The sequence below is a fragment of the Streptomyces spinoverrucosus genome, assembly GCF_006539505.1.
GTDB lineage: Bacteria > Actinomycetota > Actinomycetes > Streptomycetales > Streptomycetaceae > Streptomyces > Streptomyces spinoverrucosus.
Map to the genome: position 1 here is coordinate 1 of NZ_BJND01000065.1, position 22,282 is coordinate 22,282.

Sequence of the window (22,282 nt, forward strand, 5' to 3'; positions counted from 1 at the left end):
CGGCAGGCGCGGGGCCCGGCGCGGCAGGCCCGGGAGCCGATACGGCCTGCGTCGGGGCCGGTACGGCAGGCGCGGGACCCGGCACGGCCGCTGCGGGACCCGGCACGGCCGGTGCGGGACCCGGCACGGCCGCTGCGGGACCCGGCACGCCAGGCGCGGGAGACGGCGGCACTGCGGGCGCCGGAACCCCCGGAGCGGGCATCCCGTGCGGCGGCGCCACCGGCGGTGCCATCGCCGTGCCCTGCGCGGGTGTGGTCGCCGGATGCTGTACGGGCGGAGCGGGCGCCCACGGGCCGGGCTCGCCGTAGGGCGGGGTGCTGTACGGGTCGGGATCGTGGAGGGGCCTGACGTCCTCGACGGCGGGCGCGGGGACCGGAACCGCAGCGGACGCGGTCATGTCACCCTTCGATGCCTGCGACGCATCGTCCCGCGAAGCCTCACCCGGCGGCGCCTCGTCGGACGCCGCCCCCTCGGGCACATCCTCCGGGCGCCTCAGCTCGAAGTCGCCCTCCCCCTTGCCCGGCGTCGGCACGCTGCCCTCGTTCATGCTCTCCCCACAGCTGGCCGCGGCCCGGCTCGTCGTTGGTGTGGCCGCAGTTCGTCGATTCCGCGCCGGACGCCGTGGCGTGGGCGCGGTCCACCCTGGATTCAACCAGGTTCGCGCACCGCGCCGCAGGGCCCGGTCAGCGGGGCATGCCGGGAGAGGACGCGGAGGAAGTGGGCGTCCCGTCGGTGACGGGTGCCGCGAGCAGGCCGGGAGCCATGACCTCCGGTGCCGTCGACCAGCTGGTGAGCGTGATCGGCGGGGTCGCCGCCGGCGGACGTATCAACGGCGACGTCGCGGCCGCGCCGACCACCCCGGGAGCCGTCAGCGCGTGCGCCGGCTGGGCCGCAACCCCCGGCAGCAGCGGGGCGGACACCTCCGTCGGGGCCACCGGCGTGTCCCCGAGTGTCCGGCCGCCCTGGCCCTGGGCGAGCAGTGGGCCGGCGCCGCGGCGCCGCTGGTTCTCGGGCACCGTCGCCGTACCCGAGCCCGGGCGGGCCGGGGTCACATTGCTTCCCGAGCCGCCCCGGGCGTCCGTGTCGCCCGGCGCGCCCGTGGTGACGCCGCCCAGGGCGATCGCCGCCAGGGACACCGCCCCGGCGGCCACGAAGGCGAACCGGCGCCCACGCGAGGCCGCCGCCCGCTCGGCCTCACTGCGGCCGACGTCATGGATACGGAAGCCGCGCTGTGCGGATGCGGGCAGCACGGAGGCGTGCGCGGCGGTGGGGACGTACTCGAAGTCGAAGCGCTCGCCGCGCCTCATGCCGAAGACGCCGGTGGCGCCGGGCCGTGCCGTGGGCAGCCCACCGCCGAATCCTCCCCCGACCGGTGGGACACCACCGTCGAGGTCACCTCCTCCGGGGAGCCCCTGAAGACGGGCCAGGAAGCTCTCGGAGGGCGGCGGAGGGGCGGCCTCCGCGAAGACGTTCTTCAGCCGGCGCTGGGCATCGACCTCCGCCTTGCACTTCGGGCAGGTCGCCACGTGCGCCAGCACACGCTCACGCGTGTCATGACCGAGCTCGCCGTCCACCAGGGCGGCGAGTCGGTCTCCCAGGTGCTGCTCTGCGAGGCGCTCCTCGGCAGCTGTCGGTCGTGTGCCACTCACGCGGACGCGCCCCCTCCCCCCAGAGCGGGGATACGGGGCACGAAGGAGCGGCGCTCGGCGCGCGCCTCCGGGGACCGGTGCGCCAGGGCCTTGCGCAGCTGGGAGCGGCCGCGGTGGATCCGGGAGCGGACCGTGCCCAGCTTGACGCCGAGGGTCGCGGCGATCTCCTCGTACGACAGTCCTTCGATGTCGCACAGGACGACCGCGGCGCGGAACTCGGGCGCGAGGGTGTCGAGGGCCTGCTGGACGTCCGCGTCGAAGTGCGCGTCGTTGAAGACCTGCTGCGGGGACGGCTCGCGGCTGGGCAGCCGCTCGGCCGCGTCCTCACCGAGGGCGTCGAAGCGGATGCGCTGCTTGCGGCGGACCATGTCCAGGAACAGGTTCGTCGTGATGCGGTGCAGCCAGCCTTCGAACGTGCCCGGCGAGTACGTCGACAGGGAGCGGAATACCCGGACGAAGACCTCCTGGGTGAGGTCCTCGGCGTCGTGCTGGTTGCCTGTGAGGCGGTAGGCCAGCCGGTACACACGACCGCTGTGGGTGCTGACGATCTCCTCCCAGGTGGGCGGAGTCCACGCCTGCCCGTCCGCGTCGGTGGAGAAGGTCGCGGTCCGGTCGTGGCCGGCGGCGTGGCGGTGGTCAGCAGCGGTGTCGTTCACGGATTTCGGCCTGCCCGCCGACCCGAGGAAGCGCCTCAGCACTCCTGTGCGGGCCACAGGCGCAGCCGCACCTCCCCTGTCAGCTCTGGTGGTGTCCAGTGGAGCCCCTACCATAGCCACCTCGCCCGTTAGCTCCCCATAAGCGGTTTTACGAGAAATTGATCTGTGCTGATACGGCTCATACGGCTGCGTCAGCACTTGCTCGCCGTCCCGCTCGTCGTCGTGATCCAACTGTGTCCCCCGCCGTCGTCTCCCACCCTTCTAAACGCCCGGTCCCATCTGCGGGTTCCCGGCGCCAACGGATACAGTCACGCCCAGGCAACCACGGGGACAGGAGAGGGTCATTACCGGCAACCGGCTGACGAGCTGGGCGTTCGCCGACGCCTTTGTCGCCGAGGACGAGGCGCTGCACTGGGCCCGGGACCGGGCCCGGGAGGCAGGGCTGCGCTCGGTGTCGCCCGGCACGGGCGCGGCGCTGCGGTTGCTGGCAGCCTCCGTGGACGCCAAAGCCGTCGCCGAGATCGGCACCGGCACCGGTGTCTCCGGGATCCATCTGCTGCACGGGATGCGTCCGGACGGCGTGCTGACCACCGTCGACCCCGAGCCGGAGCACCAGCAGTTCGCGCGGCAGGCCTTCCGCGCCTCCGGGTTCGCCAGCAATCGGGCCCGGTTCATCCCCGGCCGGGCTCTGGACGTGCTGCCCCGGCTCGCGGACGCCGGCTACGACCTCCTCTTCTGCGACGGTGACCGGCTGGAGGTGCTGGACTACCTCGCTGAATCGTTGCGTCTGCTGCGGCCGGGCGGGCTCGTGGCGTTCGAGGGTGTCTTCGCCAACGGGCGCACGGTGGACTCGGGGCCGCAGCCGACGGAGGTGCTGCGGCTGCGGGAGCTGCTGCGCGCGGTGCGCGAGAGCCAGGAGCTGGTGCCGTCGCTGCTGCCGGTGGGCGACGGGCTGCTGTGCGCGGTCAAGCGGTGACCCTGTGACTCCTGTGACGCCGGTGGCCTGCATGTTCGTACCGGACATTGCCGGACATGCAGCCGCCCCGGCACCGGATGCGGTGTCGGGGCGGCTGAAAGGGTATGGTCGCCTGCGGGTCAGCCCACGACCTTCTTGAGGGCGTCGCCGAGCGCGTCGGCCTCGTCCGGGGTCAGCTCGACGACGAGCCGACCGCCGCCTTCGAGCGGAACGCGCATGACGATGCCCCGCCCCTCCTTGGTCACCTCGAGCGGGCCGTCGCCCGTCCGCGGCTTCATGGCCGCCATGCTCGTTCCCCTTCCTGAAAACCAGCTCATCGTCAAGGCCGACGGCCCGCTGAAGGGCACGCGCGGTCCGTGAAGCCAGACACGCGACACCGGCATCGAACACATTGCTTCCCAGCCATTATCCCGCATCTCACGACCCGATGACCAACATCAGTCGGCATCGCTTGGGCAACGCGCGCGAGCAAAACCACTCAATTCGGCGATGTGACTGCGATACTGCGCAGCCGCATGGACTTCCGCGGACCGGAAACCGGCCCGAATTCTTTGACGCAGCTCACACGGACGCTCGGGGCCGTTGTCGGTGATCTCCGCCATGCTGTCCTCAGACAGGACGTACCGAGCGGTACGCCCCAAGCCGCCGACCCGGAGGGGATACGCCATGGCCGACACCGTGCTCTACGAGGTGAACGACGGGCTCGCGACGATCACGCTGAACCGCCCCGAGGCGATGAACGCGCTGAACATCGAGGCCAAGGTCGCCCTCCGGGACGCGGTCCAGTCCGCGGCGGCCGACGCCGCCGTGCGGGCGGTGCTGCTGACCGCGGCCGGTGACCGGGCGTTCTGCGTGGGCCAGGACCTCAAGGAGCACATCGGGCTGCTGGCCGCCGACCGGGAGGCGGGCGAGGGGCAGACGATGAGCACCGTGCGTGAGCACTACAACCCGATCGTGCGGGCGCTGACCGACATGGCGAAGCCCGTGGTGGCGGGGGTGAATGGGGTCGCCGCCGGGGCCGGCTTCGGTTTCGCGCTGGCCGCGGACTACCGGGTCGTGGCGGACACGGCGGCCTTCAACACGTCGTTCGCGGGCGTGGCGCTGACGGCCGACTCCGGCGTCTCCTGGACGCTGCCGCGCGTGATCGGGCCCGGGCGCGCGACCGACCTGCTGCTCTTCCCGCGCAGCGTCAAGGCGCAGGAGGCGTACGAGCTGGGCATCGCGAACCGCGTCGTGCCGACGGCTGAGCTGCGGGCGGAGGCCGAGCAGGTGGCCCGCGCGCTGGCCGAGGGGCCGACGGTGGCGTACGCGGCGATCAAGGAGGCCGTGGCGTACGGGCTCAGCCACTCCCTGGCCGAGACGCTGCAGAAGGAGGACGAGCTGCAGTCGCGGGCGGGGGCGTCGGAGGACCACGGGATCGCGGTGCAGGCGTTCGTGAACAAGGAGAAGCCGAAGTACCTGGGGCGCTGAGCCGGGTCCCCCGACAGGCCCTAGCCGATGCGGCGGGCGAGGCAGTCCACGAGGTGGTCGTCGACCAGGCCGCATGCCTGCATCAGCGCGTACGCCGTCGTCGGGCCCACGAAGCGCAGGCCCCGCTTCTTCAGGGCCTTGGACAGGGCCGTCGACTCCGGGGTGACCGCGGGGACGTCGGCGATGGTCTTCGGGACCGGGCGGGTGGCCGGGTCTGGGGCGTGCGACCAGATCAGGGCGTCCAGCTCGCCCGGCGCCCAGTCGGCCAGCGCGCGGGCGTTGGCGAGGGTGGCGTCGATCTTCGCGCGGTTGCGGATGATGCGGGCGTCGGTGAGGAGGCGGTCGCGGTCGGCGTCCGTGAAGCCGGCGACCGTAGCGATCTTGAAGTCGGCGAAGGCGGCGCGGAAGCCGGGGCGGCGGCGCAGGATGGTGATCCAGGACAGGCCGGACTGGAAGGCCTCCAGGGACAGCCGCTCGAACAGCGCGTCGTCGCCGTGGACCGGGCGGCCCCACTCCTCGTCGTGGTACGTCACGTAGTCCGGCGTCGACAGGGCCCAGGGGCAGCGCAGCGCGCCGTCCGGGCCGGCCAGGGCGGTGCCGTCGCTCACCGGTGGTCCTCCTCCCGGGCGGTCCGGTCCGTGGGGACGCGGGCGGCGGCCTGGGCGCCGGCCAGGGCGGACTCCAGGTCGGCGATCCGGGCGTCCCGCTCGGCGAGCTCGGCGGCGATGCGGTTCAGGGCGTCGTCGACGTCGGCCATGCGGTAGCCGCGGGCGGCGAGGGGGAAGCGCAGGGCGTCGATGTCCGTGCGGCTGACCGGGCGGTCCGGGGGCAGCGGGTCCTGCAGCCGCTCGGGCGCGGCCTCGGGGAGCGGGCCGTGCTCGCCGCCGCCGACCACGGCGAGGGTCACCGCGGCGACCACGACGGCGAGGGCGACGACCAGGAAAAAGAACATAACCATCGCTTCAGGGCCCCCACGCGGAGTGTGCCGGCGTACGTGTGGCGTACGACGGCGTCGGATGTGTCAGGGTCCGATCGTGCCATGCGAGTCTGACAGTTAGGGTCGCAGGCGGTCGCAAGGGGCCTGGGGCAGGGCCTAGGACAGGGTCCAGGGCCAGGATGAACGAGGAGAGGTCACAGGGGATGCTCAGGCTGGGCAGGCGGGAGTTCGACCCGCGCGAGCCGGTGATCATGGCGATCGTGAACCGGACCCCGGACTCCTTCTACGACCAAGGGGCCACGTTCGGCGACGAGCCCGCCCTTGCTCGGGTGGAGCAGGCGGTGGCCGAGGGGGCCGCGATCATCGACATCGGCGGGGTGAAGGCGGGGCCCGGCGAGGAGGTGAGCGCGCGGGAAGAGGCGCGGCGGACGGTGGGGTTCGTGGCGGAGGTGCGGCGGCGGTTCCCGGACGTGATCATCAGTGTGGACACCTGGCGGCACGAGGTCGGGGAGGCGGTGTGCGAGGCGGGGGCGGATCTGCTGAACGACGCGTGGGGTGGGGTGGATCCGCGGCTGGCGGAGGTCGCCGCGCGGTACGGGGTGGGGCTGGTGTGTACGCACGCGGGGGGTGCGGAGCCGCGTACGCGGCCGCATCGGGTGACGTACGACGACGTCATGGCGGACATTCTGCGGGTGACGTTGGGGCTGGCTGAGCGGGCGGTGTCGTTGGGGGTGCCTCGGGAGTCGGTGCTGATCGATCCCGGGCACGACTTCGGGAAGAACACGCGGCACAGTCTGGAGGCGACGCGGCGGCTCGGGGAGATGGTCGAGACGGGGTGGCCGGTGTTGGTGTCGCTGTCCAACAAGGACTTTGTCGGGGAGAGCTTGGACAAGCCGGTGAAGGAACGGGTGATCGGTACGTTGGCGACGACGGCGGTGTCCGCGTGGCTCGGGGCGCAGGTGTACCGGGTGCATGAGGTGGCGGAGACTCGGCAGGTGCTGGAGATGGTGTCGGCGATCGCGGGGTGGCGTGAGCCGGCGGTTGCCCGCAGGGGGCTGGCCTGAGGCCTCGGCCCACCCGACTCGCTCGGCCAAGAGGTGGCCCGACTGGGGCTCCGCCCCAGACCCCATTGCCCACCCGCCCACCCGACTCGCTCGGCCAAGAAGTGAACGCCCCTGGGGCTCCGCCAGACCCCGGCGGGGCTCCGCCCCTGCACCCCCGTTGCCCACCCGCCCACCCGACTCGGTTGGGCAAGAGGTGACCCACTGGGGCTCCGCCCCAGACTCCGCCGGGGACTCCGTCCCCCGGACCCCTGACAGGGCTCCGCCCCCGCGCCCCCACCCGACTCGGTTGAGCAAGAAGTGGCCCCCACTGGGGCTCCGCCCCAGACCCCGCCGGGGACTCCGTCCCCTGGACCCCTGGCTTCCGCTCCCGCCTTCCCCAGACGGGTTCCAGCCCACCCAGCAGACTGAACCCACGCCCTCCCCGACCAACACCGTCGGTCCCAACGCCTCAGCCCGTCCGGCGTTTGAGGACGAGGCCGTTCAGGCCGAAGCGGGGGGCTGGGGGCGGCAGCCCCCAGAGGGCGTCGCCCCGGCGCCGGGTGCGGGGCAGGCGCCGGGTGACTGACGGACCGGCTCGAGCCCAGCGCTAGCGGCCCGCCTCCTTCGACACCAGCGCCACCGCCTCGTCCACGTCGTCCGTCAGGTGGAACAGGTGGAGGTCCTTCTCCGATGCCTTGCCCTGGGTGACCAGGGTGTTGCGGAGCCAGTCGATCAGGCCGCCCCAGTAGTCGGTGCCGAACAGGACGATGGGGAAGCGGGTGACCTTCTGGGTCTGGACCAGGGTCAGGGCCTCGAAGAGTTCGTCCAGCGTGCCCAGGCCGCCCGGCAGGACCACGAAGCCCTGCGCGTACTTGACGAACATCATCTTGCGGACGAAGAAGTAGCGGAAGTTCAGGCCGATGTCGACATAGGGGTTGAGGCCCTGCTCGAAGGGCAGCTCGATGCCCAGGCCGACCGAGATGCCGCCCGCCTCGCACGCGCCCTTGTTGGCCGCCTCCATCGCCCCGGGGCCGCCGCCGGTGATGACCGCGAAACCCGCCTCCACCAGGCCTCGGCCGAGGCGCACGCCGATCTCGTACTCGGCGGACTCCACCGGCGTACGCGCCGAGCCGAACACGCTGATCGCGGGCGGGAGTTCGGCGAGCGTGCCGAAGCCCTCGATGAACTCCGACTGGATGCGAAGGACGCGCCACGGGTCGGTGTGGACCCAGTCCGACGGGCCGCCCGCGTCCAGCAGGCGCTGGTCCGTCGTGCTCGCCGTCACCTGGCTCCGCCGACGGAGGACCGGGCCGAGGCGCTGCTCCTCCGGCGGCTGCTGCTTGCCCTCAGGGTTGCCGGTGGCCATGTGCGCTCCCTCCGCTTGCGGGGTGTTTCCACCTCAGCGTAGATCCACGCCGGTTACGGGAGGGGGACATGTGTATGTCTGGCCCAACAAAGCGCGCCCCCGCACGCACAGAGCCCCGCGTGCTCGTCACGTCGTCAGCCAAGCCCGCAGCCGCTCCTCGCCCGCCAGGATCTTCGCCGTCTCCACCCGCTCGTCCCGCTTGTGCGCCAAGTGCGGGTTGCCGGGGCCGTAGTTGACCGCCGGAATGCCCAGCGCGCTGAAGCGGGAGACGTCCGTCCAGCCGTACTTGGGCTGCGGGGTGCCGCCCACCGCCTCGACGAAGGCCGCCGCGGCCGGGTGGGACAGGCCGGGCAGCGCGCCCGGGCTGTGGTCGTCGACGATGAAGTCGGTCACGCCGCAGTCCGCGAACACCTCACGGACGTGGGCGATCGCCTCCTCCTCCGTACGGTCCGGGGCGTAGCGGAAGTTGACCGTGACCACGCACTCGTCGGGGATGACATTTCCGGCCACACCGCCCGAAATCCGTACCGCGTTCAGGCCCTCGCGGTACTCCAGGCCGTCGATCACCGGGTAGCGGGGCTGGTACGAGGCGAGGCGGGCCAGGATCGGGGCCGCCGCGTGGATCGCGTTGGAGCCCATCCAGCCGCGCGCCGAGTGCGCCCGCTCGCCCGTCGTCGTCAGCAGCACGCGCAGCGTGCCCTGGCAGCCGCCCTCGACCTGGCCGTCGGACGGCTCCAGCAGCACCGCGAAGTCGCCCTGGAGCCACTCCGGGTGCGCCTCGGCGACGTGCTTGAGGCCGTTGAGGTCGGCGGCGACCTCCTCGTTGTCGTAGAAGACGAAGGTCAGGTCGCGGTTGGGGGCCGGGACCGTGGCCGCGATGCGCAGCTGCACCGCGACGCCCGCCTTCATGTCGCAGGTGCCGCAGCCCCACAGCACACCGTCGTCGTCCAGCCGGGACGGTACGTTGTCGGCGATCGGCACCGTGTCGATGTGCCCGGCGAGGATCACCCGCTGCGACCGGCCCAGGTCGGTGCGGGCGACGACGTTGTTGCCGTAGCGGTCGACCGTGAGGTGCGGCAGGGCGCGCAGCGCGGTCTCGATCGCGTCCGCGAGCGGCTTCTCGCTGCCGCTCTCCGACGGGAAGTCGACAAGCTGGGCGGTGAGCTGTGCGGCGTCCAGGGTGAGATCAAGCGGGGAGTCGGCCATGCCTTGACCCTAGCCTTTCGCGACCTGGGAGTACTTTCCGCACCAGGCTCCAGTCACTCCGTACTCTCCAGTACCTTGTACGCGTGCCAGAGCCGTCCCCTACTCTCCAGCGTCGCGGCCGCCTCCTCCGTATCGGGGCGGCCTTCGTCGTCCTTCTCGCGGTCGCGGGCTATCTCGCGGTGCAGTACATCACCGGAGGCACCGGCGGCCCGGGATGCAAGGTCGTCTCGGCCGACGGCGACGGGGCGACGTACGAGTTCAGCCCCGAACAGGCCGTCAACGCCGCGACGATCACCGCCGTCGGCACCGCCCGCGGGCTGCCCGAACGGGCCGTCACCATCGCCCTCGCGACCGCCCTGCAGGAGTCCGCGCTGCACAACATCAGCCACGGCGACCGCGACTCGCTCGGGCTGTTCCAGCAGCGGCCCTCGCAGGGCTGGGGCACCGAGGAGCAGATCATGGACCCGATCTACTCGGCGGGCATGTTCTACGACCATCTGGTCAAGGTCCCCGGCTACACCCGGCTGCCCCTCACCGTCGCCGCCCAGCGCGTGCAGCGCAGCGGCTTCCCGCAGGCGTACGCCAAGCACGAGCCCGACGCCACCCTGCTCGCCGCCGCCCTCACCGGGCGCTCGGCGGCCACGCTGACCTGCGAGGGCCGGCCGGGCGCGACCGCGACCGCCGGTCCCGACGCGGTGCGCTCCGCGCTCGTACGGGACTTCGGGCGGGACGCCGTGCAGCAGGCCGGTGCCGAGGTGGGCGCCACGACGCCCTCTCCCACGCCGACCCTGGTGACCGAGACCAGCGGGCGGACCGTGACCGTGCCCGTCGCCGAGGACACCGACGGGCGCAGCGCCCGGGAGCGCGGCTGGCAGCTCGCCCACTGGGCCGTGGCCAACGCCTCCGCGCTGCACATCGAACGCGTCTCGTACGCCGGGCGGGAGTGGGTCGCGGGGCACACCGACAGCCAGTGGCGTGCCGGGACGGGCGACGCGAGCAATGCGGACCGGGCGCAGAGCGCGGGGACCGCGAACGCCGTCCGCATTGTCACTGCGCAGTAGTACGAGCGGTCACTCGCAGGGGTTACGTGCGTCCACTCGGGGCGACGGGGTGCTCAGGTTTTCGCGCCCTCACCCTCGTATGCGTCAAAGCCCTTGGGAACACGGGGCTGTAAGGATTCGGCAGACTTTCGGACCGGGTGTTCTTTGCCCGTTTTTATCCACAGCCGATAATGCGACGCATTACCAACTCTTTACGTTGGCCCGCCGCAACCTTCGGGGGCTTCGAGCGGTAGTCAGTGCGTCCGAGCCCGAGAGCGAGACCCACAACGCGACCGACATCGCGGGGTCAACTCCCGGGCACGGCTGGACACTTCACCGTTATCTCCGTCGAAGGAGCACCATGTCCCTCCCCCTGACCCGTCGGATCGCCCGTGCCGCGCTGCTCGTCGCAGCGGGAGCGGCTGCCGGGGTCGGTGCGGCCGGCTCCGCCAGCGCGGCCCCCGAACTGCCCGCCGCCCCCAACCTCGGCGGACTCTCCGCCCTGGACGGGGCGAGCGTCGGCAACACCGTCGACAGTGCGGCGCAGAGTGTCACCGGCACCGCCGGTGACACCGGCAGCAAGGCGGTCAAGACGGCGGTGCCGGCCGCGGGCAAGACCGGTGGCCAGGCCGCGAAGAAGGCGACGCCGGCCGTGCAGAAGGCCGTGGGTGACACCGCTGGGGCGGCCGGGGTCGCCGTGGGTGACGCCGCGTCCACCGCGACCACGGGCGGGCTGCCGACCGACGGGCTGACCAAGGGCGGGCTGAGCACGCAGTCGCTGCCGACCACCGGGCTGCCGATCGGCTGAGTGCCGGGCGCCGCTTACTGAGCGACGGGGTCCAGGACGTTGTTCCTGGGCGCCGTCGCTGTGCTCAGAGTCCGCTCAGAGTCGCTGTGCTCAGAGGCTCACGCGAGCCGCTTCACCGCTGCCGCGATCCGCTCGTCCGTCGCCGTCAGGGCCACGCGTACGAACTTCTCGCCCGCCTGGCCGTAGAAGTCGCCCGGTGCTACCAGGATGCCCAGGTCGGCCAGGTGGGCGACCGTGTCCCAGCAGGACTCGTCCCTGGTGGCCCACAGGTAGAGGCTGGCCTCGCTGTGCTCGATGCGGAAGCCGTGGCCCAGCAGGGCCTCGCGCAGGGCCGTACGACGGGCCGCGTAACGCTCGCGCTGCTCACGGACGTGGGTGTCGTCGCCCAGCGCCGCCACCGCCGCCGCCTGTGTCGGCGCGGACGTCATCATGCCGCCGTGCTTTCGGATCTCCAGCAGCGGGCCGAGGACGGCCGGGTCGCCGGCGAGGAAGGCGGCGCGGTAGCCCGCGAGGTTGGAGCGCTTGGAGAGGGAGTGGACCGAGACGATGCCCTCGTACGAGCCACCGTTGACGTCCGGGTGGAGGACCGAGACCGGGTCGGCCTCCCAGCCGAGTTCGAGGTAGCACTCGTCGGAGAAGACCAGGACGCCGTGCTCGCGGGCCCAGGCGACGATCCGGGTCAGTTCCGCCTTCGACAGCACCTTGCCCGTCGGGTTGGAGGGCGAGTTCAGCCACAGGAGCCTCAGGTTCGCCGGGTCGAGGTCCGTCGGGTCGTCGTACACCTCGTAGTCCGCGCGGGCCAGGCGCGCGCCCACCTCGTACGTCGGGTAGGCCAGGCGCGGGTAGGCGACCTTGTCGCCGGGGCCGAGGCCCAGCTGGGTGGGGAGCCAGGCGACGAGTTCCTTGGAGCCGACGATCGGCAGGACGTGGTGGTGGGTGACGTCGCGGGCGCCGAGGCGGCGCCGTACCCAGCCGGTGATCGCGTCGCGCAGTTCGGGCGTGCCCCAGACGGTCGGGTAGCCGGGCGAGTCGGCGGCGGCGATCAGCGCCTTCTGGATCAGCTCGGGGACCGGGTCGACCGGGGTGCCGACGGAGAGGTCGACGACGCCGTCCGGGTGAGCGGCGGCCGTCTGCTTGTACGGCGCGAGCTTGTCCCAGGGGAAGGTGGGCAGGCGGTCGGAGACTGCGGACACGGTGTCTGGCTCACTTTCTGCTGCGGCAAACGACTCGGTCCCGTGCGGCGACGATCGGGGTGATCGGGCCGTACGGGACCGAGGCGGCGCGGTTCGGGCCGCTTACGGCGTCAGTCGGCCTGCGGCGGCAGCGCGGCGACGAAGGGGTGGTCCCGCTCGATCAGGCCGAGCTTGCTGGCGCCGCCGGGCGAGCCGAGCTCGTCGAAGAACTCGACGTTCGCCTTGTAGTAGTCCTTCCACTCCTCCGGCACGTCGTCCTCGTAGAAGATCGCCTCGACCGGGCAGACCGGCTCACATGCCCCGCAGTCGACACATTCGTCCGGGTGGATGTACAAGGACCTGGAGCCCTCGTAGATGCAGTCGACCGGGCACTCCTCGATGCACGCCTTGTCCTTGACGTCGACACAAGGCTGCGCGATGACGTAGGTCACGCTGTCGTTCCTCCTCGGATAGGGCGCTGGCGGGCCTCCTCAGGCTCCGCCGCCTGGCGCGCGGGAGCGCGGCGTCGTCGATGCCCGCCTCTAGTATCTCCGTTCCTGGGCATGATCCGAACAGGAGGGGTGAACCGACCTGTGGAAATATCGGCGGCAGGACGCCTTGAGGTCCGTATCACCGCTGCTGACGTGGGCAAACGCGTCTCGGTACGGCGGTTGGGGGACCCTCGTGTCACGGAGCAGAAATTCACCGACACGGTGGGTGTTCTCACATCCTGGGACAAGGGTGTGCTCGTGATCACACGGCGGGACGGCGAACGCGTCCGGATCGAGGAATCCTCGCTGGTCGCGGGCAAGGTCGTGCCTCCGGCACCGGCCCGGCGACGCGGCCCCACGGCCTCCTACGAGGAGCTGGCCAGGGGCACCGCGCGCGCCTGGCGGCCGCTGGAGAGCGAGCGGCTGGGCGAGTGGGAGCTGCGCGCCGCCGCCGGGTTCACGCGGCGCGCCAACTCCGTGCTTCCGCTCGGCGACCCCGGCGTGTCGCTCGACGAGGCGCTGTCCGTCGTACGGCGCTGGTACGGCGACCGCGGCCTGCCCGCGTACATCCAGACCGCCACCGGAGCCGAGGGCACGCAGGAGCTGCTGTGCGCGGAGCTGGAGCGGCGGGGGTGGGTGCGGGAGGTGTCCGCCGAGCTGTGGGTCGGCGGGCTCGCGGCGGTCGCGGATCGGGCCGAGGGTGCCGGGGTGGTGTTGTCCCGGGAGGCGGATGCGGGGTGGCTGGCCCGGTATCAGCGCAAGGGGCTGAGTGAGGTGGCGCTGCGGGTGCTGGGGAGCGGGAGCTCGGTGTGGTTCGCGAGTGTGCCCGGGGAGGGCGACGTGCCCGCGGCCATCGGACGGTGTGTCGTCGACGGGCGGTGGGCCGGGTTCGCCGCCGTCGAGGTGGATCCCGCGCTACGGCGCCGGGGGCTGGCGAGCGAGGTGATGGCCGCGTTGGCCCGGCGGGCGCTGGAGGAGGGCGCGTCGGCGGCGTGGCTCCAGGTCGAGACGGACAATGCCGGTGCACGGGCGTTGTACGCCGGGCTGGGCTTCGGTGTGCACCACACGTACCACCACTTCCGGGAGCCGGAGGGCAGGTAGCCATGCGTCCACCCTTCCCACCACCGCCGGAGCGGTCCGCCGAGCTGCGGCGCCGGTTCGCCGAGGAGGCGCGGGCCGAGCGGCCCGATCTTTCGACGCTGTGTCTGCTGGTGAGCGCCCAGGCCGACGGGACGCTGGACGAGGCGGGCATCGACGCCGCGCAGGTGGAACTGGACCGGCTGGCCGGGCTGCTGCCGTTCCGGCCGGGTGGGGCGCGGGCGTGGGCGGTGGCGTTGCGGGAGCTGCTGGGCGAGCAGTGCGGGTTTCGCGGCTCCGCCGCGGACTATCAACGGCTGGAGTCGTCGCTGCTGCATGCCGTGCTGGTGCGGCGGCGGGGGTTGCCGATTCTGCTGTCGGTGGTGTGGATGGAGGTGGCTCGGCGGGCGGGGGCGCCGGTGTATGGGGTGGCGTTGCCGGGGCACTTCGTCGTCGGGCTCGGCGAGGCGGATGAGCAGGTGCTGGCGGATCCGTTCGACGGGGGGCGGGTGCTCAGTGGGAAGGATGCGGAGTTGCTGGTGGTGGGGGCCACGGGGGCGCCGCTGGATGCTTCGATGCTGGTGCCTGCGGATCCGTTGGATGTGGTGCTGCGGATTCTGAACAACATCCGGGCGTGGGCTGCGGCGCGGGTCGAGCGGTCGGATGTGGGGTTGTGGGCTGTGGAGTTGTCGTTGCTGCTGCCTTCGCATCCGGCTCGGTTGCGGTATGAGCGGGCGCAGTTGCTGGTGCGGCGGGGGGATTTTTTGGGGGCGGCGGAGGAATTGGATGCGTATGCGGAGGTTGTGGGGGCTGTGGATGAGGGGGCGGCGGAGAGGGTGCGGGGGGAGGCTCGGGCGGCTCGGGCGTTGTTGAATTAGCGGTTCGTTGTGGGGGTTCTGAGCGTCGGCGGGTGCGGGTTTGGTGTGGCTGGTCGCGCAGTTCCCCGCGCCCCTGGGGGCGCTGCCCTGATCGGTGCTTATAGCCAGCCCTTGTCTTGGGCGATTCGGGCCGCTTCCGTTCTGTTGCGGGCCGCCAGTTTTTGGATTGCCGTTGAGAGGTAGTTGCGGACCGTGCCCTGGGAAAGGTGCAGGGTTGCCGCCAGTTCCGCGTTTGTGGAGCCGTCCGCTGCCGCTCGCAGTACCTCTCGTTCGCGGTCCGTCAAAGGGTTCGCGCCCTCCGCCAGGGCCGCTGCCGCCAGGGTCGGGTCGATGACCCGCTCGCCGGAGAGCACCTTGCGGATCGCCTCCGCCAGCTGGGCGGCCGGGGCGTCCTTGACCAGGAAGGCGTCGGCGCCGGACTCCATGGCGGTGCGGAGGTAGCCGGGGCGGCCGAAGGTGGTGAGGATGACCAGGCGTACGTCGGGCAGCTCCTGGTGGAGTCGGGCCGCCGCCTCGATGCCGGTCGCACCCGGCATCTCGATGTCGAGGAGGGCCACGTCGACGTCCTGCGCGCGGGCCAGCGGCAGCACCTCGTCGCCGCGCGCCGCCTGGGCGACCACCTCGATGTCGTCCTCCAGGCCGAGCAGCGCGGCCAGTGCCTCGCGGACCATCGCCTGGTCCTCGGCGAGCAGGACCCTGATCGTGCGGCTCATGTCCCGGATCCTACGGCCGGGCCGGCGGGGACCCTCGCGACCAGGCGGAAGCCCTGCTTCAGCGGGCCCGCCTCCAACGTGCCGCCCGCCTTGTGCAGGCGCTCGGCGAGGCCGGTCAGGCCGTGGCCGGGGCCTTCGCCGGTGCCGCCGCCCGTTCCCGGGCCGTCGTCCTCGACGCACAGGTCCAGTACCGGGCCGTCGAGGGTCTGCCGACGGGCCACGGTGACCGTGCATCGGCTGGCGCCGCTGTGCCGTACGACGTTGGTGACCGCCTCGCGCAGCGCCCAGGCGAGGGCGGACTCGCTCTCCTCGGGGACGTCGGCGACGTCCGGTTCCAGCGGGATGTCGGGGGTGACCCCGGCCGCGGTCAGGGCGACCCGGGCGCCCGCGAGTTCGGCGGCCAGGCGGGGGCGCCGGTAGCCGCTGACGGCCTCGCGGACGTCGACGAGGGCCTGGCGGCTGACCCGTTCGATGTCGGCGACCTGCTGGGCCGCCTTGTCGGGGTGGTCCGGGAGCATCCGGCCCGCCAGTTCGCTCTTGAGGGTGATCAGGGACAGGGAGTGGCCCAGGAGATCGTGCAGGTCGCGGGCGAGCCGCAGCCGTTCCTCGTTGGCGGCCAGGTGGGCGACGGTGGCGCGGGCCTCGCGCAGGGCGACGGTGGTGCGGACGAGTTCGCGTACGCCGGTCATGGCGAAGCCGCCGAGCAGGGCCGGGATGAGCAGCCCGGCCAGGTAGGCGGTGCCGTCCGGGACGGCCAGGGCGACGGACGTCATCAGGGCGGCCGCGCCGGGGATGGTCCAGCGCGCGTACCGCAGGGGCAGTGCGGCGCCGGACGCGATCGAGACGTAGACGAAGAGGACCAGCCACTCGCGGCCGAGGGTGACCGCGAGGAGCGTCGACTGGGCGGACAGGACCGCGAGCGAGCCCAGCACCGGGACGTTCCTGTCCCAGCGGCCGGTGCGGAACAGCAGGATCATGTACCAGATGACGAAGGCCACCAGGCCGATCCAGCCGAGGACGCGGACGCCCGTGCTGTGGCCGCCGTGCAAGAGGTCGGTGACGGGGGCGCTCAGGTAGACGAGCCAGATGCCCGTCCACAGGGTCTTGATCATCCGCTGCTTGCGGTTCTGCGGGCGCTGCCCGATACCGACGCCGATGCCGCTCACGCCTTCAGCGAGTCCTTCCGGTACAGCCAGGCCGCCCCGCCCGCGAAGAGCAGGAAGGAGACGGCGAGTACGGCGATGTCCCCGGCCTGCGGGGCCTGGCTCTGTTCGATGGCCCGCCCCAGAGCAGCGTACGCGTGCGTGGGCAGCCACTCGGCGATGTCCTGGAGCCAGCCGGGGAACGTCGTCGTCGGCATCCACAGACCGCCGAGCATGGACAGACCGAAGTAGACGATCATCGTGATCGGGCGGACCGCGTCCCCACTGGCGAGGTAGCCGATGGCCACGCCGAGCGCGGCGAAGACCAGGCTGCCCGCCCAGATCGCGCCGGTCAGGGCGAGCCACTGCCAGGCGTCCAGCCGTACGTCCTTCGCCACCGCCGCGACCACGAAGACGATCACGATCGAGGGCAGGCTGACCACGGCCGCGCTCGCCGTCTTGGCGAGGACGTAGCCGCGCCCGGGCAGCGGGGTGAGCCTCAGTTGCCGTACCCAGCCGTTCTCCCGCTCCTTCGCGATGCGCTCGCTGTTGCCCATCAGGACGGCGGTCAGGGCGCCGAAGGAGGCCATGGAGACCATCATGTACGTCGGGAGGGTCAGGCCCGTGCCGTCGATCGTGGTCGTGCTGTCGGCGGTTCCCGAGATCAGCAGGAACAGCACCGAGGGGTAGATCACCGAGAAGAAGAGGAACTTGCGGTTGCGCAGGGCGCGGGTGAGTTCGAGGGTGACCAGGTTGTTCATGCGGTGCGCGCCTCCTCGGCGGTGGTGAGCGCGACGAAGGCCTCCTCCAGGCCCAGGCCGGCGACTTCCAGGTTGCGGGGGTAGGAGCCCTGGGCGTAGAGGCCGTGGACGGTCGCGTCGGCGTCCGTGGAGCGGATGCGGACGGTGGGTCCGGAGACGTCCAGGGAGGAGACGAAGGGCAGGGCGCGCAGGGCGGTTTCGTCGATCGGGGCGTCGAGGTCGAAGGTGATCCTGCGGGCTCCCGCCTTCGCCTTGATCTCGGTGGCGGTGCCGTCGGCGAGCAGCCGGCCGCGGTGCAGGACGAGGACGCGGTCGGCGATGGCGTCGGCCTCTTCGAGGTAGTGGGTGGCGAAGAGGACCGTACGGCCGTGGTCGGCCTGGTCGCGCATGGTGGCCCAGAAGGCCTGGCGGGTGGTGACGTCCATGCCGGTGGTCGGCTCGTCGAGGACGATCAGGTCGCTGTCGCCGGCGGTGGCGAGGGCGAACCGGACGCGTTGGGACTGGCCGCCGGAGAGTTTGTCGACCCTGCGGTCGGCGAGGCGGTCGATGCCCGCGCGGGACAGTACGTCGGTGACGGCGTAGGGCCTGGGGTGCAGGGCGCAGGCCAGCCGCACCAGTTCGGCGACCGTGACGCCGTCCATCAGTCCGCCGCTCTGCAGCATCGCGCCCACCCGCCCGGCGACGATCGCCTCGCGCGGGGTGCTGCCGAAGAGACGGACCGTGCCGGTGTCGGGCTGCCTGAGGCCGAGGAGGAGATCGAGGGCGGTCGACTTGCCGGCGCCGTTGGGGCCCAGCAGGGCCACGGTCTGACCGGGGTGCAGGGTCAGCGTCAGGGCGTCTACGGCGCGGACGGTGCCGTAGCTCTTGCTCACCTGGTCGAAGGCGACCGCCGTGGTCGCTGTTGTCGTCATGGCAGCCATCGTGTCCGGGCGGGCCGGGCGCCCGGCAGTGTCGGTGATCCTGACTGCCGGATGACAGATGTCATGGACGAGGAGGGCACCCGGCGGGCGGGTGCCCCTTCGCTAGTTGGGGTTGGTGTCGATCGTCGCCACGCGGTTCGTCGTGCTCTTCAGGGCCGGGCGCAGGGCGCCGATGACGTCCTGGACCGTGACCGGGGTCTTCTGGCCGGTGGCCCGGGTGATGAGGACGCCGTCGAAGGTCTTGCCGTAGAGGTCCTTCAGGGCGGCCTCGTCGTAGGTGTCGACGAGCTTGCCGTCGATCGCCTTGACGCGGAGGAACTTCCACAGGGAGTTCTCCGGGCTGAAGGCGATCGTGTGGGCCGCGTCGGTCTGGACGATGACGTTGGCGGACATCGCCGGCTCGGCGAACTCCTTCATCATCCGGTCGACCTCGGCGTTGGACACTGTCGGCTGCTTGGTGGTGGTCGGCACCTGGACCGGCGTGGCCGTGCCGGTCTGCACCTGGGTGCGGTAGGCCTCCTCGACGGCCTCGGTGGCCCGGTCGACGGCGATGCCCTGGCCGGCCTTGCCGTAGACGGCGACCGCCTTGCCCGACTCGAACTTGATCGTGCCCTCGGTGGCGCTGCCCGCGCCGCCCGCCGCGGTCTGCAGGGCGGACTGCAGCTTCTCCTCGTCGACCGGCATGACCGGCTCGACGACCCGCTCCTGCCCGAAGAGCGAGCCGATCACGGAGACGGGGTTGTAGTCGCTCTTGGCGGCGGCGTCGACCGTGGCGTCGGCGTCGAACTGCAGGCCCGACTGGTCCGGCTTGAGCGAGACGGTCTCGCCGTCGACGGACAGCTTCAGCGGGTTGTCGATGCGGTCACCGAGGGCCTCGTCGAGCTTCTTGACGGCGTCGTCGCGGGTGCCGCCGCCGATGTCCACGCCGAGCACGGTGGTGCCCTTGGGCACGTCGGAGTGGTTCATCAGCAGACCGGCGCCGTAGGCCACACCGGCGATGGCGAACACGCCGCCACCGAGCAGCACCAGCTTGTTGCGGCCCTTCTTTTTCTTCTTGGGCGCGGCCGCGGGCGCACTCTGCTGTGCCGGCTCGGGCCGCTTCGGCGGGGTGTGCGGCAGCGGCCCGCCGGTGGGCGCGCCGCCCGGCCCGAACGGCGTGCCTCGGTCGGCGGGCGGCACGACCGGGATGCCGCTGCTGAGGGTGTCCCCGGAGACGTTGTCGACAGGGGCGAAGGGGCTGCCGGGGGGCGGCTCGGGGGCCGGCTTCTGCGGGGTGAGGATCGCGGTGTCGTCGCTCAGCCCGCCGCCGGGGCCGGGGTGCGCGGCGGTGCCGGGTGCGCCGGCCGCGTTCGGCGTCGCGAGGGGGCTGTCGCCGGTGACCGGGCCGCCGGTCGGGCCCGCGGGGCCCTGCGGGCCGACCGGTCCACCGGGGCCGCCGGGGCCGCCCAGGCCGCCGTAACCGCTCGGACCGTTCTGGCCGTTGGGCGCGGCGCCCTGACCGCCGTACGGGGGCTGAGTGCCGTACGGAGCCTGCCCGTTCGGCGCGCCCTGGCCGTTCTGGCCGTTCTGGCCGGGCTCCGTGAAGTACGGCAGGTCGTCGCGGCGCGGCTCGCCCGGGTGGGAGCCGTTGCCGTTGCCGTTGCCCCGCGGGCCCGCCGCGAGCGCCTCGGTGACGTCGAAGGAGCCGGTGCCGCCGCCGTGGCCGGGGGCCACCGGGCCGCCGGTCGCGCCGGGGAGCCCGGCGCCGTTGGTGCCGCCGGGGCGGGCGCCGTTCGGCGCGCCGGGCCGGGAGGCGCCCGGCATGTTCATGGAACCGACGACACCGCCGGGACGCGCGCCGCCCTGAGCGGCGGCCGGGGCGCCGGGATCGGCCGAACCGCCGGACGGGCCCGCGCCGTTGGTGGCACCGCCGCCCTGACCGGGCTTGGGCGCACCGGACTTGCGGGGCGCGAACCAGTCGCTCGTCTTCTCCTCGCCGGTCCCCGGCTGTTGCTGCTCGGCGGGGGACTCGACCGTGCTCGTGGAGGTGGCCGCGCCCGGCGCCGCCGCCTCGGCGCCGCCGCCGTCGGCGCTGTCGGTGTCCGCGACGGGCTTGCGTACGACGACCGGCGGAATGGGCCGCGATCCGGGGATGTTGATCCGGATCCGGGTCGTCAGCGTCGTCTCGGTCTTGCGCTCCTCGGGCTGTCCGCCCGAACGGCCCGCGTCCGCACCGCTGTCGGAAGCCGTGGGGGTGCCGTAGGGCGGCGTGCCCGAGGGGTATGCGGTACCCCCGCGCCCGTTGGGCCCGGAGGACGGACTGTCAGTTTCACGACTCAAGGCAGGTTCTCCCGGTTGGCTCCACCGCCCGTTACGACCTCAGATATACGCGGGCAGCTCGGCGGCGGCTCCACCATACTGGCCACTTCGGGCGGGTATCCCGCGACCGCTGGGGAAACCCACACGGGACTCGCACGAGCGCCTGACGGCGAACTGGTACGTCATTCGCCAAGTCGGACGGACCGGCCACCGGGTTGCCGCGTCGGCGCGAGGGTGGCACAGATCACAGCGACGGCCATCCCGCCGAGCAGGTAGGCGTACGAGCCCACGCCCGCCGCGAAGAGGAAGTCCCCTTCCGGACGGCTGGCGGTGAGGAGGATGACGGCGAGCATCCAGCCGGCCGCGCCCGCGAGGGCCCCACCCCGGCCGCCGGTCGCCCACGCCCCGCCGAGAAACGCCCCGGCCGCGCCCGCGAGGGCCAGCAGCAGCCCGCCCGGGAACCACGCGGCCTGCACCAGCGATCCGGCGGCTCCCACCACCAGGCCGAGCATGAACAGGCCCAGGTAGGCGGCCATCCGCCCGGCGGAGGGGCGGTGCAGGGGCTGCGTGAGCATCGACTGCCGGTCGCTCATGAGGCCACCTCGATCCCGGCGAACAGGTCCGTCTCCCGGCCCTGAGCACCCTGCTGACCGCGCACCAACTCGTAGTACTCGGTGCTGAACAGCGGCTGCGCGAGCTGGTTGGAGAGCGCGAAGTACGGCTCGGCGACCTCGATCTGCGTGGCGTGCGCGGCCATCGCGGCGGCCTTGGCGGCGGCGTACGCGGTGCCGTCGATCTCGGTGGTGATCCGCTCGTCGTCGACCACGCCGGGTACGTCGTCGATCACCGCGCTCTTGGGGAAGGTGAGGCCGGGCAGCACCTCCTGGAGGCGGGCGAAGGCGTCCTCGGCGATGGTGCGCGGGACGCGGTTCCAGTAGACCTTGGCGATGCCGAGGCCCGCCTCGGCGGCCAGGTCGGCGGCGCGCATGGCGATGCGGTGGGCCTGGATGTGGTCGGGGTGGCCGTAGCCGCCGTCGGGGTCGTAGGTGACGAGGACCTGGGGCCGTACCTCGCGGATCACCTCGACGAGGTGGGCGGCGGCCTCGTCGACGTCCGCCTGCCACAGGCAGCCGGGGTCGTCGTTGTCGGGCAGGCCCATCATCCCGGAGTCCTGGTAGTGGCCGGGGCCGCCGAGCAGACGGAAGTCCTCGACGCCGACCGCGCGCATGGCCGCGGTCAGCTCGCGCAGGCGGTGCTCGCCGAGGCCGGCGCCGGTCAGGTGCGCGAGTTCGGGCGGGATGACCTCGCCGCGCTCACCAAGGGTGCAGGTGACCAGGGTCACATGGGCACCCTCGGCCGCATACCTGGCCATGGTCGCGCCGTTGTTGATCGACTCGTCGTCCGGGTGCGCGTGCACCAGCAGCAGACGCCTGGAGGGCCGTTCCGTCATGGACCCCACCCTACGAGCAGAGCGGGCCGCTCAGAACTTGATGCTGCCGATCATGCCGGCGATGTTGGTGGTCAGCTCGCTGATTGTGGGCGCGATGGTGGACGAGGCGAGGTAGAAACCCAGCAGCATGCACACGACCGCATGCCCGGCCTTCAGCCCCGACTTCCTGATCAGCAGGAAGACGATGATCGCCAGCAGCACCACCGCCGAAATCGAGAGTGCCACGGCG

General features: G+C 72.4%; 24 protein-coding genes and 1 pseudogene. 7 read left to right on the forward strand and 18 right to left on the reverse strand.

Annotated features, from left to right (window positions below; translation table 11 throughout):
• The 3 genes and pseudogenes from SSP24_RS43600 to sigE form a co-directional block, all read right to left on the reverse strand.
• Positions 1 to 547, reverse strand: a pseudogene (locus SSP24_RS43600) (protease); the annotation flags it as partial.
• Positions 548 to 683: 136 nt separating this feature from the next.
• Positions 684 to 1,649, reverse strand: coding sequence for a zf-HC2 domain-containing protein (locus tag SSP24_RS33805; protein WP_141313791.1), 966 nt, complete (start codon positions 1,647 to 1,649; stop codon positions 684 to 686).
• On the reverse strand, positions 1,646 to 2,347 hold the full coding sequence (sigE, locus tag SSP24_RS33810) for an RNA polymerase sigma factor SigE (RefSeq protein WP_141313831.1): 702 nt from the start codon (positions 2,345 to 2,347) through the stop codon (positions 1,646 to 1,648). The genes SSP24_RS33805 and sigE overlap by 4 nt, the downstream gene beginning before the upstream one ends.
• A gap of 235 nt (positions 2,348 to 2,582) precedes the next feature.
• On the opposite strand from sigE, the gene SSP24_RS33815 reads away from it, so the two are divergent.
• Positions 2,583 to 3,281 carry an O-methyltransferase gene (locus SSP24_RS33815; RefSeq protein ID WP_280527091.1) on the forward strand — a complete coding sequence of 233 codons (699 nt, stop codon included), beginning with the start codon at positions 2,583 to 2,585 and terminating at the stop codon, positions 3,279 to 3,281.
• A gap of 119 nt (positions 3,282 to 3,400) precedes the next feature.
• On the opposite strand, the gene SSP24_RS33820 is transcribed toward SSP24_RS33815, so the two are convergent.
• Entirely contained in the window at positions 3,401 to 3,568 is a 168-nt protein-coding gene (locus tag SSP24_RS33820; RefSeq protein WP_003966491.1) for a DUF3117 domain-containing protein, read from the reverse strand.
• A gap of 379 nt (positions 3,569 to 3,947) precedes the next feature.
• On the opposite strand from SSP24_RS33820, the gene chcB reads away from it, so the two are divergent.
• Positions 3,948 to 4,751 (forward strand): 2-cyclohexenylcarbonyl CoA isomerase, encoded by an 804-nt coding sequence (gene chcB, locus SSP24_RS33825; RefSeq protein WP_141313793.1) that lies wholly within the window; start codon positions 3,948 to 3,950, stop codon positions 4,749 to 4,751.
• 20 nt (positions 4,752 to 4,771) lie between these two features.
• Here chcB and SSP24_RS33830 read toward each other — a convergent pair whose 3' ends face one another.
• Together SSP24_RS33830 and SSP24_RS33835 are read right to left on the reverse strand one after the other, a co-directional pair.
• Positions 4,772 to 5,359, reverse strand: coding sequence for a DNA-3-methyladenine glycosylase I (locus SSP24_RS33830; RefSeq protein ID WP_141313794.1), 588 nt, complete (start codon positions 5,357 to 5,359; stop codon positions 4,772 to 4,774).
• Positions 5,356 to 5,709, reverse strand: coding sequence for a DivIVA domain-containing protein (locus tag SSP24_RS33835; RefSeq protein WP_141313795.1), 354 nt, complete (start codon positions 5,707 to 5,709; stop codon positions 5,356 to 5,358). The genes SSP24_RS33830 and SSP24_RS33835 overlap by 4 nt, the downstream gene beginning before the upstream one ends.
• Before the next feature lie 182 nt (positions 5,710 to 5,891).
• Between SSP24_RS33835 and folP the strand changes: the two genes are divergently transcribed.
• The gene (gene folP, locus SSP24_RS33840) at positions 5,892 to 6,752 is read left to right on the forward strand and encodes a dihydropteroate synthase (protein WP_141313796.1); all 861 of its coding nucleotides are present in this window, start codon (positions 5,892 to 5,894) and stop codon (positions 6,750 to 6,752) included.
• A 586-nt stretch (positions 6,753 to 7,338) separates the two neighbouring features.
• Here folP and SSP24_RS33845 read toward each other — a convergent pair.
• Positions 7,339 to 8,097: an LOG family protein gene (locus SSP24_RS33845; RefSeq protein ID WP_141313797.1), complete on the reverse strand. Its 759-nt coding sequence runs from the start codon at positions 8,095 to 8,097 to the stop codon at positions 7,339 to 7,341.
• A gap of 126 nt (positions 8,098 to 8,223) precedes the next feature.
• Positions 8,224 to 9,303 carry a succinyl-diaminopimelate desuccinylase gene (gene dapE / locus SSP24_RS33850; protein WP_141313798.1) on the reverse strand — a complete coding sequence of 360 codons (1,080 nt, stop codon included), beginning with the start codon at positions 9,301 to 9,303 and terminating at the stop codon, positions 8,224 to 8,226.
• Positions 9,304 to 9,386: 83 nt separating this feature from the next.
• On the opposite strand from dapE, the gene SSP24_RS33855 reads away from it, so the two are divergent.
• Together SSP24_RS33855 and SSP24_RS33860 are read left to right on the forward strand one after the other, a co-directional pair.
• Positions 9,387 to 10,364 carry a VldE C-terminal domain-containing protein gene (locus tag SSP24_RS33855; protein ID WP_141313799.1) on the forward strand — a complete coding sequence of 326 codons (978 nt, stop codon included), beginning with the start codon at positions 9,387 to 9,389 and terminating at the stop codon, positions 10,362 to 10,364.
• A 340-nt stretch (positions 10,365 to 10,704) separates the two neighbouring features.
• Positions 10,705 to 11,151 (forward strand): ATP-binding protein, encoded by a 447-nt coding sequence (locus SSP24_RS33860; protein WP_141313800.1) that lies wholly within the window; start codon positions 10,705 to 10,707, stop codon positions 11,149 to 11,151.
• A gap of 98 nt (positions 11,152 to 11,249) precedes the next feature.
• Here the strand turns inward: SSP24_RS33860 and SSP24_RS33865 are convergent, their stop codons facing one another.
• Both SSP24_RS33865 and fdxA read right to left on the reverse strand, forming a co-directional pair.
• Positions 11,250 to 12,344: a bifunctional succinyldiaminopimelate transaminase/glutamate-prephenate aminotransferase gene (locus SSP24_RS33865; RefSeq protein WP_141313801.1), complete on the reverse strand. Its 1,095-nt coding sequence runs from the start codon at positions 12,342 to 12,344 to the stop codon at positions 11,250 to 11,252.
• Positions 12,345 to 12,454: 110 nt separating this feature from the next.
• Positions 12,455 to 12,775, reverse strand: coding sequence for a ferredoxin (gene fdxA, locus SSP24_RS33870; protein WP_141313802.1), 321 nt, complete (start codon positions 12,773 to 12,775; stop codon positions 12,455 to 12,457).
• Between the two features lie 141 nt (positions 12,776 to 12,916).
• On the opposite strand from fdxA, the gene SSP24_RS33875 reads away from it, so the two are divergent.
• Together SSP24_RS33875 and SSP24_RS33880 are read left to right on the forward strand one after the other, a co-directional pair.
• Positions 12,917 to 13,915 carry a GNAT family N-acetyltransferase gene (locus tag SSP24_RS33875; RefSeq protein ID WP_141313832.1) on the forward strand — a complete coding sequence of 333 codons (999 nt, stop codon included), beginning with the start codon at positions 12,917 to 12,919 and terminating at the stop codon, positions 13,913 to 13,915.
• Between the two features lie 2 nt (positions 13,916 to 13,917).
• Positions 13,918 to 14,769, forward strand: coding sequence for a transglutaminase family protein (locus SSP24_RS33880; protein ID WP_141313803.1), 852 nt, complete (start codon positions 13,918 to 13,920; stop codon positions 14,767 to 14,769).
• A gap of 98 nt (positions 14,770 to 14,867) precedes the next feature.
• On the opposite strand, the gene SSP24_RS33885 is transcribed toward SSP24_RS33880, so the two are convergent.
• The 8 genes from SSP24_RS33885 to SSP24_RS33925 all read right to left on the reverse strand — a co-directional run bounded on the left by SSP24_RS33885 (position 14,868) and on the right by SSP24_RS33925 (position 22,278).
• The gene (locus tag SSP24_RS33885; protein ID WP_141313804.1) at positions 14,868 to 15,482 is read right to left on the reverse strand and encodes a response regulator transcription factor; all 615 of its coding nucleotides are present in this window, start codon (positions 15,480 to 15,482) and stop codon (positions 14,868 to 14,870) included.
• The gene (locus SSP24_RS33890) at positions 15,479 to 16,648 is read right to left on the reverse strand and encodes a sensor histidine kinase (protein ID WP_167529782.1); all 1,170 of its coding nucleotides are present in this window, start codon (positions 16,646 to 16,648) and stop codon (positions 15,479 to 15,481) included. Before SSP24_RS33890 ends, SSP24_RS33885 begins: the two co-directional genes overlap by 4 nt.
• Complete coding sequence (locus SSP24_RS33895; protein ID WP_141313805.1) at positions 16,645 to 17,385, reverse strand: ABC transporter permease; 741 nt, start codon at positions 17,383 to 17,385, stop codon at positions 16,645 to 16,647. Before SSP24_RS33895 ends, SSP24_RS33890 begins: the two co-directional genes overlap by 4 nt.
• Positions 17,382 to 18,296 carry an ABC transporter ATP-binding protein gene (locus SSP24_RS33900; protein WP_141313806.1) on the reverse strand — a complete coding sequence of 305 codons (915 nt, stop codon included), beginning with the start codon at positions 18,294 to 18,296 and terminating at the stop codon, positions 17,382 to 17,384. The genes SSP24_RS33895 and SSP24_RS33900 overlap by 4 nt, the downstream gene beginning before the upstream one ends.
• A gap of 111 nt (positions 18,297 to 18,407) precedes the next feature.
• A complete protein-coding gene (locus SSP24_RS33905; protein ID WP_167529781.1) occupies positions 18,408 to 20,624 on the reverse strand; it encodes a hypothetical protein in 2,217 nt (738 codons plus the stop codon).
• Between the two features lie 161 nt (positions 20,625 to 20,785).
• The gene (locus SSP24_RS33915) at positions 20,786 to 21,196 is read right to left on the reverse strand and encodes a DUF6113 family protein (RefSeq protein WP_141313809.1); all 411 of its coding nucleotides are present in this window, start codon (positions 21,194 to 21,196) and stop codon (positions 20,786 to 20,788) included.
• Positions 21,193 to 22,053 carry an N-acetyl-1-D-myo-inositol-2-amino-2-deoxy-alpha-D-glucopyranoside deacetylase gene (mshB, locus tag SSP24_RS33920; protein ID WP_141313810.1) on the reverse strand — a complete coding sequence of 287 codons (861 nt, stop codon included), beginning with the start codon at positions 22,051 to 22,053 and terminating at the stop codon, positions 21,193 to 21,195. The genes SSP24_RS33915 and mshB overlap by 4 nt, the downstream gene beginning before the upstream one ends.
• Positions 22,054 to 22,083: 30 nt before the next feature.
• Positions 22,084 to 22,278, reverse strand: coding sequence for a hypothetical protein (locus SSP24_RS33925; RefSeq protein WP_141313811.1), 195 nt, complete (start codon positions 22,276 to 22,278; stop codon positions 22,084 to 22,086).
• Positions 22,279 to 22,282 lie beyond the last annotated feature (4 nt).

What these genes read in the sequence shown, in the direction of transcription:
- SSP24_RS33820 (WP_003966491.1), bottom strand. Translation starts at nt 3,568, where the DNA reads ATGGCGGCCATGAAGCCGCGGACGGGCGACGGCCCGCTCGAGGTGACC.
- chcB (WP_141313793.1), top strand. Translation starts at nt 3,948, where the DNA reads ATGGCCGACACCGTGCTCTACGAGGTGAACGACGGGCTCGCGACGATC.
- SSP24_RS33835 (WP_141313795.1), bottom strand. Translation starts at nt 5,709, where the DNA reads ATGGTTATGTTCTTTTTCCTGGTCGTCGCCCTCGCCGTCGTGGTCGCC.
- folP (WP_141313796.1), top strand. Translation starts at nt 5,892, where the DNA reads ATGCTCAGGCTGGGCAGGCGGGAGTTCGACCCGCGCGAGCCGGTGATC.
- SSP24_RS33845 (WP_141313797.1), bottom strand. Translation starts at nt 8,097, where the DNA reads ATGGCCACCGGCAACCCTGAGGGCAAGCAGCAGCCGCCGGAGGAGCAG.
- dapE (WP_141313798.1), bottom strand. Translation starts at nt 9,303, where the DNA reads ATGGCCGACTCCCCGCTTGATCTCACCCTGGACGCCGCACAGCTCACC.
- SSP24_RS33860 (WP_141313800.1), top strand. Translation starts at nt 10,705, where the DNA reads ATGTCCCTCCCCCTGACCCGTCGGATCGCCCGTGCCGCGCTGCTCGTC.
- SSP24_RS33880 (WP_141313803.1), top strand. Translation starts at nt 13,918, where the DNA reads ATGCGTCCACCCTTCCCACCACCGCCGGAGCGGTCCGCCGAGCTGCGG.
- SSP24_RS33885 (WP_141313804.1), bottom strand. Translation starts at nt 15,482, where the DNA reads ATGAGCCGCACGATCAGGGTCCTGCTCGCCGAGGACCAGGCGATGGTC.
- SSP24_RS33895 (WP_141313805.1), bottom strand. Translation starts at nt 17,385, where the DNA reads ATGAACAACCTGGTCACCCTCGAACTCACCCGCGCCCTGCGCAACCGC.
- SSP24_RS33900 (WP_141313806.1), bottom strand. Translation starts at nt 18,296, where the DNA reads ATGACGACAACAGCGACCACGGCGGTCGCCTTCGACCAGGTGAGCAAG.
- SSP24_RS33915 (WP_141313809.1), bottom strand. Translation starts at nt 21,196, where the DNA reads ATGAGCGACCGGCAGTCGATGCTCACGCAGCCCCTGCACCGCCCCTCC.
- mshB (WP_141313810.1), bottom strand. Translation starts at nt 22,053, where the DNA reads ATGACGGAACGGCCCTCCAGGCGTCTGCTGCTGGTGCACGCGCACCCG.